13 protein-coding genes and 1 pseudogene are annotated in these 14,276 nt (G+C 35.1%); 1 reads left to right on the plus strand and 13 read right to left on the minus strand.

The annotated features are described in order from the left end of the window. Positions 1 to 150: 150 nt before the first annotated feature. The 10 genes from QWC74_RS10555 to QWC74_RS10600 all read right to left on the minus strand — a co-directional run bounded on the left by QWC74_RS10555 (position 151) and on the right by QWC74_RS10600 (position 9,164). Positions 151 to 705 (minus strand): ECF-type riboflavin transporter substrate-binding protein, encoded by a 555-nt coding sequence (locus QWC74_RS10555; protein WP_155222820.1) that lies wholly within the window; start codon positions 703 to 705, stop codon positions 151 to 153. A gap of 101 nt (positions 706 to 806) precedes the next feature. Continuing rightward, complete coding sequence (locus QWC74_RS10560) at positions 807 to 2,027, minus strand: NAD(P)/FAD-dependent oxidoreductase (protein ID WP_006784726.1); 1,221 nt, start codon at positions 2,025 to 2,027, stop codon at positions 807 to 809. A gap of 92 nt (positions 2,028 to 2,119) precedes the next feature. Then, the gene (locus tag QWC74_RS10565; protein ID WP_006784727.1) at positions 2,120 to 2,740 is read right to left on the minus strand and encodes a zinc dependent phospholipase C family protein; all 621 of its coding nucleotides are present in this window, start codon (positions 2,738 to 2,740) and stop codon (positions 2,120 to 2,122) included. A gap of 12 nt (positions 2,741 to 2,752) precedes the next feature. Beyond that, on the minus strand, positions 2,753 to 3,796 hold the full coding sequence (locus QWC74_RS10570) for a hypothetical protein (protein ID WP_006784728.1): 1,044 nt from the start codon (positions 3,794 to 3,796) through the stop codon (positions 2,753 to 2,755). 388 nt (positions 3,797 to 4,184) lie between these two features. Beyond that, complete coding sequence (locus QWC74_RS10575; RefSeq protein WP_006784729.1) at positions 4,185 to 4,331, minus strand: hypothetical protein; 147 nt, start codon at positions 4,329 to 4,331, stop codon at positions 4,185 to 4,187. A gap of 549 nt (positions 4,332 to 4,880) precedes the next feature. After that, on the minus strand, positions 4,881 to 5,927 hold the full coding sequence (locus tag QWC74_RS10580; protein WP_006783176.1) for an ABC transporter substrate-binding protein: 1,047 nt from the start codon (positions 5,925 to 5,927) through the stop codon (positions 4,881 to 4,883). Positions 5,928 to 5,934: 7 nt separating this feature from the next. Further along, the gene (locus QWC74_RS10585; RefSeq protein ID WP_006783177.1) at positions 5,935 to 6,714 is read right to left on the minus strand and encodes an ABC transporter permease; all 780 of its coding nucleotides are present in this window, start codon (positions 6,712 to 6,714) and stop codon (positions 5,935 to 5,937) included. Beyond that, positions 6,708 to 7,553 (minus strand): ABC transporter permease, encoded by an 846-nt coding sequence (locus QWC74_RS10590; protein WP_006783178.1) that lies wholly within the window; start codon positions 7,551 to 7,553, stop codon positions 6,708 to 6,710. The genes QWC74_RS10585 and QWC74_RS10590 overlap by 7 nt, the downstream gene beginning before the upstream one ends. Before the next feature lie 3 nt (positions 7,554 to 7,556). Beyond that, a complete protein-coding gene (potA, locus tag QWC74_RS10595) occupies positions 7,557 to 8,600 on the minus strand; it encodes a spermidine/putrescine ABC transporter ATP-binding protein (protein WP_006783179.1) in 1,044 nt (347 codons plus the stop codon). Between the two features lie 21 nt (positions 8,601 to 8,621). Beyond that, positions 8,622 to 9,164, minus strand: a complete 543-nt coding sequence (locus QWC74_RS10600) for a helix-turn-helix domain-containing protein (protein WP_006783180.1) — start codon at positions 9,162 to 9,164, stop codon at positions 8,622 to 8,624. Positions 9,165 to 9,526: 362 nt separating this feature from the next. Here QWC74_RS10600 and QWC74_RS10605 point away from each other — a divergent pair, with 362 nt between their 5' ends. Beyond that, on the plus strand, positions 9,527 to 11,095 hold the full coding sequence (locus tag QWC74_RS10605) for a PASTA domain-containing protein (protein ID WP_006783181.1): 1,569 nt from the start codon (positions 9,527 to 9,529) through the stop codon (positions 11,093 to 11,095). Between the two features lie 118 nt (positions 11,096 to 11,213). Here QWC74_RS10605 and typA read toward each other — a convergent pair whose 3' ends face one another. The 3 genes and pseudogenes from typA to QWC74_RS14850 all read right to left on the minus strand — a co-directional run. After that, positions 11,214 to 13,040, minus strand: coding sequence for a translational GTPase TypA (gene typA, locus QWC74_RS10610; RefSeq protein WP_006783182.1), 1,827 nt, complete (start codon positions 13,038 to 13,040; stop codon positions 11,214 to 11,216). 232 nt (positions 13,041 to 13,272) lie between these two features. Beyond that, the gene (gene holA / locus QWC74_RS10615; protein WP_370454897.1) at positions 13,273 to 13,782 is read right to left on the minus strand and encodes a DNA polymerase III subunit delta; all 510 of its coding nucleotides are present in this window, start codon (positions 13,780 to 13,782) and stop codon (positions 13,273 to 13,275) included. A gap of 148 nt (positions 13,783 to 13,930) precedes the next feature. Continuing rightward, a pseudogene (locus QWC74_RS14850) lies at positions 13,931 to 14,276 on the minus strand (carbamoyl phosphate synthase small subunit); the annotation flags it as partial.

Below are 14,276 nucleotides of genomic sequence, written 5' to 3' on the forward strand. Positions count from 1 at the left end.
TGTTATCATTCTTTTTAATTCACCTAATCTCGATTTTTATTTAACTTCAATATTATAACACAAATTTTATAAAACAGACAAACTTCGACAATGTTTTTTATGTAAAAAAAGCATCTGATAACGCTTCTTCAGATGCTTTTTAACTAAGGATTAATATTCAGGTTTTAAACTTCCCTTTGGGGTACGTGTTTTTGCATAAGCCCCAACTAATAAAGAACCTAAAATTCCAATCGTAATCATGTTAAACGATCCCGCAACCGCTCCTTGAAGATAAACTTTATCTGACGGTTCAGCATAAATCAATACGTCAAGCATCGGTGCTACAATAAACCATCCGACGATATTTGCCGCGATTTGAGCTAGGTTAAAGATAATGATTTCTCGTTTGCCAAAGATACCATCTTCCATGTCAATTCGTTTGGCTAGTAATCCAATCACAAGTCCAATCATTCCTGAGGCAATAATCCAACTAAACCATGGACTTCCCCAAATTAGAATATCTTTTAAAAAGTGACCAATAAGCCCTGTTGCTAACCCAGCCATTGAACCATATAATAATGCAATTAAAGCTAAGACAGCATAAGCTGTTTCAAAGTTTGTATTTGGAATTCCGGTTGGTAATGAGGCAAAACGCGATAAAACGACAAAAATGGCAGCTCCAATCCCAATCGCAACGACCGTTTTAATTGATAGTCTTTGATTCATTTCTAAACTCTCCCTTCGAAAAAGGTAAAAATCAACACTCACTAGTATATCGGTCTGATTATGTGATGTCAAGAAAATACAAACTTCGACTATTGTAAGTTTTAAGCATTAATTGCTAAAGACGCAATGTATCCCATTGAAAACGCTGCTTGGATATTATATCCACCTGTATCGCCATCAATGTCTAATACTTCTCCCACAAAGTATAGATTCTCAACTTTTTTAGACTCCATCGTTTTGGATTTAATTTCTTTAATCGAAACACCGCCTGTCGTGACCATGGCCACATGATAGCCTCCAAGCTCTTTAACTTCCATTTCGTATTCCGTTAATATCGTTAATAATTTTTGGCGTGTCACCTTACTAATTTCAGCACACTTTAAGTCATCACTGATGTGACATAGTTCAAGTACCTTATCAGCAAAGCGTTTCGTCAGATTTAAATCACGTACAATCGTTTTGACAAGTGTTTTTCCACCCGCTGCTAATTTTTTTGTTAATTGACTTCTAAATGCTTCAATCGACTCAGCTCCAACGAAGTTACATTTAATAACATCACCAGCTTGCATATAGCGTGAATGATTGATAATTCCAGGGCCTGAAACACCAGTATGTGTTAATAAAAAGTCCCCGTGATAAGCGCCTATTTTTTTTCCGCCACGCCAAAGTGTATATGATAAGTCTTCAAATGACGTTCCCGACATATCCACAAGTTCGTAATTTTTAATTTTTAAGGGCGTTAAAGCAGGCTTCATTGGGATAATTTTATGTCCGAATGACTTTGCTATGACTTGTCCATCTCCTGTTGACCCAGTATGAGGATAACTCAGTCCTCCTGTTGCAATCACAACTTTTTGGGCTTCATATGACACTTGATTGGTTTTCACAGTAAAAAGATCATCTACTTTTTCGATTGACTGTACAGCCGTTTCAGTGATGATGTCAATGTGACGTTTGTGACATTCTTTTAATAAAACTTGTAAGACATCCATCGATTTTTGTGATTTTGGAAAAATCTTTCCCTTTTCGGTTGTCATAAATTCTAAGCCACGTTTTCTAAAGAAAGCTAGTAAGTCTTCATTTTGAAATGAAAGGAGGGCATGTTTTAAAAATTTTGCATTAGGTCCATAACACTCTAAAAAGTGATGAATGTCACCCGCTTGTGTAATATTACATTTCCCTGCACCCGCCATTAATAATTTACGCCCACACGATTTATTTTTTTCAAGAATGGCAATGCGCTGTTTTTTTTCAGCACACATAATAGCTGTAAAAAGACCGGCTGGTCCTGCCCCTACGATAAGTACATCATATTTATTCAACGTTTTTTCCTCCGATTCTTAGGTTGCTTTGTTTATTGTATTACGAGGATATTTTTTTAGTCAAGCGAAAGAAAAAACTAGCAACTTGGTTGCTAGTCTTCAAAGAGATGAAAATAAGTCACGATCTGCTGACAACACCTTTCAATAAACAACAAAATATCAGTCATATAAAAGGCTTCAAGTTCCGTGTCACCTTGCTTATCTTTTTCTAAATCTTGCTTTAAAACTTTAAGGCGCCATTGTTCAACCTCATCCCGACTTAACAAGGGACAGACCGGCATTGCAATGGCTTGTTTTAAATCAGCCGATAAGGGTAAGACCTGTCCTTTTAATAAATCATCGATTCGTTGCATATCACGGTAATAAAGGGCATGCAACTCTAAGCGTTCCATCCTTTCTTTTCGAGCATGAAAATAAGGAGCATAAATAATTTCACGCCATAGGTAATCTGTATATAAATGAATTAAATATCCAAGTTTAAAGTCTTGAGTCACGCCTGTAATTATTTGTTTCGCTTGTAAAATCGCCTCAACATAATCGTCATCTGCTATGTCATAAAAATGTGTGACCGCCTTATCTGCCCACGTTTGATTCGGCCTCATATGAATGGCATCAGGACTAATTGAACCAAGCAACAAATCAGATGTCATGGGAATCGATAAACGTTTTGAAACGTTTTGGATAACATTCAAGTGCACAATCGGTGATGGCATCTTTGCCCCTCCTTATAATATGTGGCTCATAATTGTCAGATAGCGTTGATCAAACTGATCAACCTCTACTTGTTCAACAACTTCTACTAAATAATCAGAGATAGATTGAGAACTTATTTTCGGATGAGTCTGCATATAATGATAAAACAAGGTCGAAAGTTTGTATGTCCCAAATTGATAGCGTCCTAAATATTGATAAGGTTGATCACAAAGATGAAGTTGAGTGTTTAAATACATTTGATACGCTAGTTTCACATTAGCTTCTAAATAAGAACCTAAATCCTTATATTCCTCTTTCACATGCTTTAAAGCATTTAAAAGCATTTGATCATGCTTTAACGCTCGGACACGCGCTCTTAATTGCCTATGAATCGAAATGGGTTGTAATAATTGTTCTGTCAAGCATTCTAACACCTGTTTAGTTGAGCGTTTAATCGAAACGACAACATCTTCATTAAACAGTTGAATCGACTTTAAATCTAGTAATTCAAAACTCACCACATATACATTGCGTCGCTCAATATGCTGTGGCGTGAGTGATTGATTTAACGTTTCAATCACGTTTAATGGCTGGCACTCTTTATCATAACGTTTTATTTGTTCATTAATCAATGGCAAACGATTTTCTAACCAAAAGTTCTTGAATTTACATCGCTCAAGTTCCGCAATAACGAGGCCTAATTGTTCAAAAACCTTCTCTACATCTTTATTTAAAAACTTTTGATAAGCTTTAGAAAGATTTTTTTTTATCGTTTGTTTTTTTAATTGAGTGACTAGATACTTTGGACTTTGTAACAGTTCTGACAAACGAAGATCATTAAATTCTGAATCCGTTGCAATTAAAGGAATTAAGGTGCTTCCAATTGATTCTCCCTTTGGTAAAGTGTTGCGCACTTTATTTAATAATCCCTCACAATTTTCACTTAATTGCTCTTCTAAGTAACGAACGAACTCCGTATCCTCATCAATTTCACCTGAAAAAAGTAAGTCTAGTAATCCAATCACATCTAATGTGTAGGATGCCTCAAAAGACAATTTATTTTTCTGTTCGTTCATGAAGTTAATCCCCCTAAATTTTTCACCTAATTACTTTTATTTTATCATACAACGAAAACACATAACAGAATTAAATGAATCCCTTACAATAAAACTTAGATGCTTCATTCAAATTTAATCAATCAACAGACTCCCCCCCCCATCTTTTTCTTATCGTTGTTAAAAAAATTTGAAATAGAATGATTTTTAAACGTATCAATTTCATCGTTATCGAAATCACTCTACTCTCAATGTCAATCCCGATTAAACGATCTAAATCTCTTCACCAATACGATTCTTTATTTTAACACTCATACACAAGCTGACCATCTGCTTATGTTCCATTCAGGCACCTCCTTCATTGGATTAACCCGCCTATACCATCCTATAAAAACTTGAAAAAATAAGACTAAAGAACAAAAGCAGCTAAAATTTTATTTAAAAAAGTCAAAGTGGCTTGTTCTTGAGAATCGACAAAGAAGTTGATCCCTGATGGGATTAGAGTTCCCATAAAATTAACACCAGCATCGTCATTTAACTGACTAACTTGAATCACATAGATTATCGCCCCTCTAATGTGTACAGGATTAAGGAACATCATTTCAATCGTCCAATGAAAGACTACTATTGTCGTCTTACCACTGACTGGTTAAAACTCACCATCTCTAACGCAATACGGTCAAGTATCCCAAACACCGACTGGTCATTGGAACGTAATCCTTCAATTAACCATTCCCAATCACTAGCAGTGGTTATCAATTCAATACTAAAACAACGTAGTTTACAAGATTAACGTCTTGAAGATGAACACCTCCTTCACAGTCAATTAGGAGCCTTTAAATAGCATAGTCCCTAATCTCCCCTAGACAGTGATTTTGAATGTCTCAACTTCAACACCTTACTTCGTTTCATTTAATCGAATAGTCAAAATTTTTCCTAGCAAGTCAAACTCATAATCATATCAGCATCCGTGCAGATAGATGTCATTTAAAGATTTACGTGCGGCTATATGTAATCCTATTTTAAATCCGTAAAATGATTAACAGCATTCTCTTCTCTCTTTACCAAAAAAAAGCACTCGATTAAACTAATCGAGTGCTTTTTTTTATTTTGAAGCTGCTAAAACTTGTGTCCAAATATCATCATACTCTCTAACAAACTCCCCTGGATCTCTAAAGGTTTCCATCGGTAAGAAGTCTAATAAATCTTGTGAGGGACTGTATGCATCATTTTGTGTCCACTCCTCTTCTGAAACCATCTCTAATGTTTCAGTATTAGGTGTAGAATACATGACATACTCTGTATTCATTAAGGCAATCTCTGGACGTTGCATAAAATTAATAAACTCATGGGCTAAATCAACATTTTGAGCTGTTGATGGAATAACCATGGCATCCACCCATGTATTTGATCCTTCTTTTGGAATGGCATATTCCATGTTTTCATTTTCATCCATGATATAGGTCGCATCACCTGAATAGACAACCGCTAATGCTGCATTTCCTGCAATCATATTATCAATGACTTGATCTGTAACATAGGCATAAACAAGCGGACGTTGATCGATTAAAAGTTGCTTCGCTTGTTCTAATTCATCAATATTTTGAGTATTCATTGAGTAACCTAATAATTTTAAAGCGACCATTAATGAGTCACGTTGACTATCATACATAAAGATATTCCCTTTATAATCTTCATCCCACAAAATTGACCAAGAATCGACAGGTTCTTTAACAACGGTTTTATCATATAAAATTCCAACGGTTCCCCAGAAATAAGGAACTGTATACAAATTATCAGGATCATAAGGTAAATTTTTATACGCATCTGAAATATATTCAAAATTTGGAATTTTGCTGTAATCAAGTGGTAGAACAAGATTTTCTTTGATCATTTTTTCTACCATATAATCCGATGGGAAGGCTACGTCATAGTTTGTTCCCCCCGCTTTAATCTTTTGATACATCGTTTCATTTGAATCATATAATTCATAATACACTTTACAATTAAATTCAGATTCAAAAATATCTAATACCTCAGGATCAATATATTCTCCCACGTTGTAAACATAAAGTTTTTGTGTATCACCACTCGAACAAGCCGCTAACATGGCAACAAGGGAAAGACCCAAAAGCTTCAACCAATTTTTCATGAGATTCCTACACCTCCTTTTTCTTTCTAATTGAAAGATTATTTGAAATTAAAACTGAAATTAATACAAAACTTACCATAATAGTCGCTAAAGCATTAACAGTCGGACGAATTCCTCGTTTTGCCATTGAATAAACTTCAATGGATAAGTTTGTCGCACCATTTCCAGCTGTAAAGTAACTAATCACAAAGTCATCAATCGACATCGTAAAGGCCATTAAGGCTCCTGCCATAATTCCTGGCATAATCTCTGGAATAACGACTTTACGAATCGCTTGCATCGGTGTAGCACCTAAATCCATTGCCGCTTCAGCCATATTCGGATTCATCGCATAAAGACGAGGTAAAACAGATAAAACAACGTAAGGAATACAGAACATGATATGAGCAAGTAGCATGGTCGTAAATCCAAAGTTTAATTTAACGGTTTTAAAGAGCATCATTAAGGCAACCGCAATCACGATATCTGGACTAATAACTGGCAAATAGTTAATATTTAAAACAAAGGCTTTCGTTTTCTTTGTTAGTTTATAAATTCCAATCGAGGTAAAGGTTCCAACGACAACCGAAATAGCTGTGGCAATAACGGCCACAACCACGGTATATAAGACGGCTGTTTGCATTTTGCTATCTTGGAACAACTCTTGATACCATTGAAGTGAAAATCCAGTCCACTTTCCGCTCGATTTTGATTCGTTAAACGAGAATAAAATAAGAACGCCAATCGGTGCATATAAGAAAAGGAACATTAAAGCTAAGTAACATCTTGATAACCACTTATTTACCATGGTAAGGCACCTCCTGCTTGTCCATCTGAATCGAATTTTTTCATCAACCAGATTGAAAGTAAGATAAAGAGCATCAGAATCATGGATAAAGCTGATCCAAAGTACCAATTACCTGTTAATAAGAATTGTTTTTCAATTAAGTTCCCAATCATCATAAATTGTCCACCACCAAGTAACTGTGGAATGACGAACGTACTCACAGCCGGTAAGAAGACCATGATAATTCCTGTAATAATCCCTGGTAATGTTAACGGAAATACGACACGGGTAAAGACTTGTTTGCTATTAGCTCCTAAATCACGGGCCGCATCAATCAAGTTCTTATCTACTTTAGAGATAGCCGTATGAATTGGTAACACCATAAACGGCAAGAAGTTATAAACCATCCCTAACATAATTGAAAAATCAGAATACATAATGTCCACGGGCGCAATTCCGAAGAAATCTAAAATATTATTCAAAATACCATTTTTTCCAAGAATTGAGATCCATGCATACGTACGTAATAACATGTTAATCCACATTGGCATAATAAATAATAGTAAAATAGAAGATTGTCGTTTGGGAGATAATTGAGCAATAATCCAAGCTAGTGGATACCCAAACATAAAACATAATAATGTCGAAACAAAGGCGATCCATAACGAACGCCCAAGAGTTGCAATATAGATTGGATTAAAGAATTTAACATAATTTTCAAGCGTAAATCTGAAGGCCATTGGATTTCCATCACTTGGATCAATGATACTATATAAGAAAATCAAAATCATTGGGATGATGATCATGATTGAAATCCACACAATATAAGGATAACTTAAACGTTTTGTTGATTCATGCATGAGCTATACCCCAACTTCCATGACATGAATATCAGCTGGAGCAACTGTCATCCCAACTTCTGCCCCGACTTCTGCACTTTGTGTACTATGTACAATATATTCGCGCCCCTCGACCATCACAATAATTTCATAATGAACCCCTTTGAAGATGACCGTATCTACAACTCCTGTAAAGGCTCCCTTATCTTTTGAAACAATTTGTAAATCCTCAGGACGAATGACGATATCAACTACTTCATTTGCATTGTATCCTCGATCGACACATTCAAAAACATGATTTTCAAATTCAACTTTGTAATCTTCAAGCATCACTCCGCGGACAATGTTACTTTCTCCAATGAAGTTTGCAACAAAACGATTACGTGGCTCATTGTAAATATCAACTGGTGTTCCAATTTGTTGAATTAATCCATCATTTAAGACAACAATGGTATCCGACATCGTTAAGGCTTCTTCTTGATCATGAGTAACAAAAATAAACGTAATTCCCATTTCACGTTGGATTTCTTTTAATTCATATTGCATGTCTTGTCGTAATTTTAAGTCAAGCGCTCCTAATGGTTCATCAAGTAAAAGAACTTTTGGACGATTAACTAAGGCACGAGCAATCGCAATACGTTGTTGTTGTCCTCCAGATAATGAATCGATACGACGATTAGCATAATCAAAAAGTTTAACCATTTTCAACATACGGTTTACACGTTCTTTAACTTCAGACTCTGGCACTTTTTTCATTCTTAATCCAAATGCGATGTTATCGAACACGTTTAAGTGCGGAAATAACGCATATTTTTGGAAAACTGTATTAATTTCACGTTTATAAGATGGAATTTGAATAAGGTCTTTTCCATCAAACTTTACCTCACCCGATGTCGGTGTATCAAATCCACCAATAATACGAAGAAGGGTTGTTTTACCGCAACCAGATGGTCCTAATAAGGTAACAAATTCATTTTGATGAATCGTTAAATCGATTCCTTTTAAAATAATGTCCCCATCGTATTCTTTTGTTAAATTTTTAATCTCAACTAATGGCACTTTTGTCATACCAGATCCTCCTCAAAATAACTAGAAAGTTGGTGGCGTCGCGACCCAAAGTACAGATGCAGGTGCTTTTGAACTGTTCTTTAACTTGTGGTCAACATCTGCTTTATAATAAAAACTCTCGCCTTTTTTCACTTTATATCGTTTAGTTCCCAGGACAAGCTCAACTTCTCCTTTTAACACATAACCAAATTCCTCACCATGGTGAGGCTCATCATCATATGACATTCCACCTGGTTCTAAATCCACAATGATCGGCTCCATTTCATTCTTTTGAGCATTTGGAATAATCCAGCGAATGGTCATATTATAATCTAACTCTTCTTTTATAAATACATCTTCACGTTGAAAAACAACTTTCTGATCATTTTTTTCTTCAGCAAAAAACTCACCAAGAGTTGTTCCTAGTGCTTCTAATATATCAACAAGGGTTGCAATCGATGGTGAAGCTAAATCACGTTCTACCTGTGAGATATATCCTTTTGTTAATTCGGTACGATCAGCTAATTCTTCTTGTGTTAACTGAAGTTCCATTCGTAAACGCCTAATTTTTTCTCCGATTATCATGGCAACACCTCAACTTTTCGACTAAATAAATAAACTATTTGTTTACTAATAATAAACCTATTCTATTATATAATTAATCAATAGTTTGTCAATATCTTAACTAGATAAAAATATACTTATTTTCACAGTTTTATCGATATTTGCCTAAATGTGTGCCACTTTACTTAGTGTCTCCGAAATTAAATTGTTTAATAAACGAATTAATTAAAATGTTAATAAATCTTAAGAAAGTTCAAGCTTTAACAAATTGACATGGTATTTTTAAACAGAGTATAATGATTGTATTCTAATTAAAGGATATTTAAACATTTTAAGGAGAAAATTAACTAATTTAGGTAGGTAACGTGTTATAGGAGGAAAGTATGAGTCAGAAAAATAATGATTTTTTTAATCAATTTTTAAACAATGAATTACCAAAAGAAACACCTCTTGAATCAAAACCTTATGAAAAAGCATTTACGCAACAACCCGTCAAATCAACACCAACACCCAAAATTGAAGTAGATTTACGTCAAACGGTCAAATCAGAACCAGAAAAAGTTGAAGTAAATTCACCAAAAGGACCCGGTGTTTCAATTAAAACAGATGAAAAATATGAACGTTTTATTAATCCTAATAAAAAAAGAAATCAAATCATTGCCTTAATAACAGGTGCCGTTGCCGTTTTATCTGTTATTTTCTATCTTATCTTTGGGAATAAGGTAGAGGTTCCTGATTTCTCAGCCTATACGCCTTCGCAAATTGCGACATGGGGAACCAAAAATAACATGACGATGTTATATGTCGAAGAATATAATCACGAGTTTGAAAAAGGAACACTTATTTCACAAAATATCGCACCCGGTAAGAAAGTAAAAAAAGGGGGCGAGATGACGTTGGTGATGTCTCTTGGAATCGATCCTGAAGTCATCGTGACACTTCCAGATTTTGATGAAACATGGACAACCGACGAATTAATGAACTGGATTGATGAAAATAATTTAATGAATGCGACCATTAAAAATTTAGCAGATGAAACCATTGAAAAAAATCACTTTATTAAATCGGATTTAGATAAAGACCTAACCGAAATTAAACGTAAGACAAAAGTAACGTTTTATGTTTCAACAGGTTCACCTTTTATGATGAGCATGATTGATTTAAAAACTAAAACAGAAGATGATGTCAAAGCATGGGCTCAAAAAAACAACGTAACCGTCGTATATGAGAAAGTGGCGCATGATACGGTGCCAGAAAACCAAATCATCACTCAAAGCATTGAACCAGAAATTGAATTTAATCCAAAAACTGAAACACTAACGGTTGAAGTTTCAACAGGACCTGGTATTACAGTGCCAAGTCTAAATTCAATGACGATTGAAGAAATCAAGGCTTGGGCGACTGCAAATACAGTAAACTTAATGTTGACTGAAAAATACCATAACTCGGTGGCAGCTAATACGATTATCGAATCGAGTATTTCTTCTGGTGAAGTGATTAAAAAAGGCGATTTAGTCACAATTACAATATCACTTGGTAAAGTAGGCGTAAAAAATTTCATCGGAGATACTGAAATTTCATTTATGGAATGGGTAGATGAGCAAAATTTAAAAGGTGCTAATATTACGCCATCGATTACCTATCAATATGTTGACTCAGCTGAGAAAAATAAAATTATTGCGCAATCTCTTTATGATCGCCGTGTTGAAACAGGTGCTAATATTCAAATCGTTGTTAACCTTGGCGGTCATTTAACAGTTCCTGCCTTAACAGGATTATCTGAATATGATGCTCGTCAAACTTGCGAGTATAGCGGATTAACGTGTGTCTTTACTTATGACTATTCAAATGCTCCTGATGGAACCATTGCAAGTCAGGATCGTCAAGCAGGATACAATGCAAGTGAAGGTGATATTATGAACGTCATTATTTCTAAAGGTCCACGTCCTTAACTCCTAAAAGACCCGAATTTTTTTCGGGTCTTTTAAATTTAAATAAAAATGGTTTTCCCTAAAAATAAAAAAACGTCTCAGTAGCAAAGTGCCACTTAGACGTTTTTTTAATGAAACATTACTCAGCATTACGTTTACGTTTGTCGTATTTTTTACGCTCATTTGTATCTAAGATTTTTTTACGTAGACGAACTGATGTTGGGGTAATCTCAACTAATTCATCTTCGTTAATATATTCTAAGGCGTATTCGAGTGTAATTAAGCGTGGTTTCTTTAATACCACTGTATTATCTTTACCAGCTGAACGACAGTTTGTTAATTGTTTTGCACGCGTTACGTTTACGGCTAAATCTAAATCTTTGTTGTTTTCTCCCACGATCATCCCTTCATATACGGCAGCTCCTGGTTCGATAAACATGATTCCGCGATCTTCAAGTCCCATTAAACCGTAGTTTGTTGCTTTTCCGTTTTCCATTGAAACTAAAGCCCCATTTTTACGTTCTCCGACTGAACCTTTTTCCATCGGACGGTATTCAGAGAAAGTATGGTTAATGATTCCGTAACCTTTTGTTAAAGTTAAGAATTCTGTCATGAATCCAATTAAAGCACGTGATGGTACATCATAAATTAAACGAACTTGTCCATTTTCATTATGAATCATATTTTGTAATTGACCTTTACGGTATCCCATGGCTTCAATCACACTTCCGACATGCTCTTCAGGTGACTCAATTTGAACATATTCATATGGTTCGCATAAGACACCATCGATTTCACGGATGATAACTTCTGGTTTTGAAACTTCAAGTTCGAATCCTTCACGACGCATATTTTCAAGTAAGATTGATAAGTGAAGTTCTCCACGACCTGAAACAACCCACTCTTCTTTCGTTCCAACACGTTCAACTAATAATGAAACATCACGTTGAATTTCTTTATATAAACGCTCATCAATTTTAGAAGCTGTGACGTGTTTTCCTTCTTGTCCTGAGAATGGAGATGAGTTCGTTGAGAATGTCATTTTTAACGTTGGTTCATCAATATGTAAAATTGGTAATGCTTCTTCATGACCGATTTCACAAACCGTCTCACCTACGTTGATATCAGGTAATCCAGCAATGGCTACAATATCTCCAGCTTCTGCTGATTCAATTTCGATACGTTTTAATCCTAAGAATCCGAATAATTTCGTGATACGGAATTGTTGAGTTGTTCCATCTAAACGACAAATTGAAACCATTTGGTTCACATTAATCGTTCCGCGTACAACACGTCCTACCCCAATACGCCCTACATATTCATTATAGTCTAATAAAGCAGGTTGGAATTGAAGTGTACCGTTTGGATCCATTCCTGGATCTGGAATGTTTTCTAAAATAGATTCAAAAATAGATTCCATGTTTTCTTCTTGATCCGCAGGATCTGAACTTAAGCTTGCTGTTCCGTTTAAAGCTGAACAGTAAACAACTGGGAATTCTAATTGATCATCATCTGCCCCTAATTCAATGAATAATTCTAACACTTCATCGACTACTTCCTCTGGACGAGCAGCAGGACGGTCAATTTTATTAACCACAACGATTGGTGTTAATTTTTGTTCTAATGCTTTCTTTAAGACGAAACGAGTTTGAGGCATTGTTCCTTCGTAAGCATCAACAACTAATAAAACACCATCTACCATGTTCATGATACGCTCAACTTCCCCTGCAAAGTCAGCATGTCCTGGTGTATCTAAAATGTTAATACGATAATCTTTATAATCAATCGCAGTATTTTTCGCTAAAATCGTAATTCCACGTTCACGTTCGATATCATTTGAATCCATCACGCGATCAGCAACTGCTTCATTTTCACGGAATGTTCCCGCTTGGCGAAGTAATTGATCGACTAAAGTCGTTTTACCATGATCAACGTGGGCAATAATGGCAATATTTTTAATATTCATGCTTTGCACCTCTATCTGGCTAGATTAAAAAATTCATACTCGATTATTATACAACAAAAAAGGAATAATGTATCGAAAAATGATATCATTTTATGAAAATTTTTCAAAAGCACTTTCAAAAGAGACATAAATAAAGTTGTTTTGTCGAAATCTCTTATAGTTTGGACGGCTTGACGAACAATATCCTTTGTTATTTATGGCAAAAAAAAAGCAAAACTTATGAAAAGTCTTGCTAATATCGTGATTTTAAATTGAGAATAAACATTTCAAGTGCTAATTCCTTTTTTAAAAGACCTGTTTTAATCTTATAATCAATTTGAGCTAATTGGTATAAATAACTTTGAATTAAGTCTAACTCAAAACGATGAGATTGTCCGTGAATTAATTTAACACGATAGGGATGTACATTTAATGTTTTAGCCACTTCTGCTTCACGGTATCCTTGACGACTTAGCTGAATAACCTGTGACATTAAGCGGAATTGATTCGCGATCATAATTAAAATTTTAAAGGGTTCCTCATTTTGCGTGAGTAAGTCCTGGTAAATAAGATAAGCATCTTTTACTTTTTGTTGCATCAAAGCATCTGTTAGTAAGAATATGTTATCCTCTAACTGTCTTGGAACTAGCAGATGAATTAAGTCAACAGATAAATATTTAGAGGTCGCATCATCTAAAAAATATAAAAAGATTTTATCTAGTTCTTGATACATTAAATCAAGCTTAGCATGCGTGAACTTCACTAATAACTCGACTGCACGAGGATCAAATTCAATGCCTTCTTCTTTTAAAGAACGGCATGCCTGTGTTCCGGCGTAATCAAATTCTGCTGCCTGACCTATAACAATAGGACCTGAGCCAATAACTAATACTTTCTTTATTCTGGTATCTCTAGGCATTTTTTCTCACCTCCATCATATTGATAAATTCATCAAAAAGTGTATCCGAATCCTGTGGTCCCGGACATGCTTCCGGATGGAACTGAACCGTAAAAATATTCTTATTAATATATCTTAAACCTTCTACTGTCTTACATTTACAAAGGCAACCTTTGCCACATCCGGATTAATAGTATCTCCATCTACCATATATCCGTGATTCTGGGATGAAATATAAACTCTTCCTGAATCTATATCCTTAACAGGATGGTTTCCTCCTCTGTGTCCATATTTCATTTTGTGGGTATCTGCGCCGGTAGCCAGAGCCATCAGCTGATGTCCCAGACAGATTGCGAAAA

Source organism: uncultured Turicibacter sp. (assembly GCF_938044715.1).
GTDB classification, from domain to species: Bacteria; Bacillota_I; Bacilli_A; order MOL361; family Turicibacteraceae; genus Turicibacter; species Turicibacter sanguinis.

What these genes read in the sequence shown, in the direction of transcription:
- QWC74_RS10555 (WP_155222820.1), bottom strand. Translation starts at nt 705, where the DNA reads ATGAATCAAAGACTATCAATTAAAACGGTCGTTGCGATTGGGATTGGA.
- QWC74_RS10565 (WP_006784727.1), bottom strand. Translation starts at nt 2,740, where the DNA reads ATGCCATCACCGATTGTGCACTTGAATGTTATCCAAAACGTTTCAAAA.
- QWC74_RS10570 (WP_006784728.1), bottom strand. Translation starts at nt 3,796, where the DNA reads ATGAACGAACAGAAAAATAAATTGTCTTTTGAGGCATCCTACACATTA.
- QWC74_RS10580 (WP_006783176.1), bottom strand. Translation starts at nt 5,927, where the DNA reads ATGAAAAATTGGTTGAAGCTTTTGGGTCTTTCCCTTGTTGCCATGTTA.
- QWC74_RS10585 (WP_006783177.1), bottom strand. Translation starts at nt 6,714, where the DNA reads ATGGTAAATAAGTGGTTATCAAGATGTTACTTAGCTTTAATGTTCCTT.
- QWC74_RS10590 (WP_006783178.1), bottom strand. Translation starts at nt 7,553, where the DNA reads ATGCATGAATCAACAAAACGTTTAAGTTATCCTTATATTGTGTGGATT.
- potA (WP_006783179.1), bottom strand. Translation starts at nt 8,600, where the DNA reads ATGACAAAAGTGCCATTAGTTGAGATTAAAAATTTAACAAAAGAATAC.
- QWC74_RS10600 (WP_006783180.1), bottom strand. Translation starts at nt 9,164, where the DNA reads ATGATAATCGGAGAAAAAATTAGGCGTTTACGAATGGAACTTCAGTTA.
- QWC74_RS10605 (WP_006783181.1), top strand. Translation starts at nt 9,527, where the DNA reads ATGAGTCAGAAAAATAATGATTTTTTTAATCAATTTTTAAACAATGAA.
- typA (WP_006783182.1), bottom strand. Translation starts at nt 13,040, where the DNA reads ATGAATATTAAAAATATTGCCATTATTGCCCACGTTGATCATGGTAAA.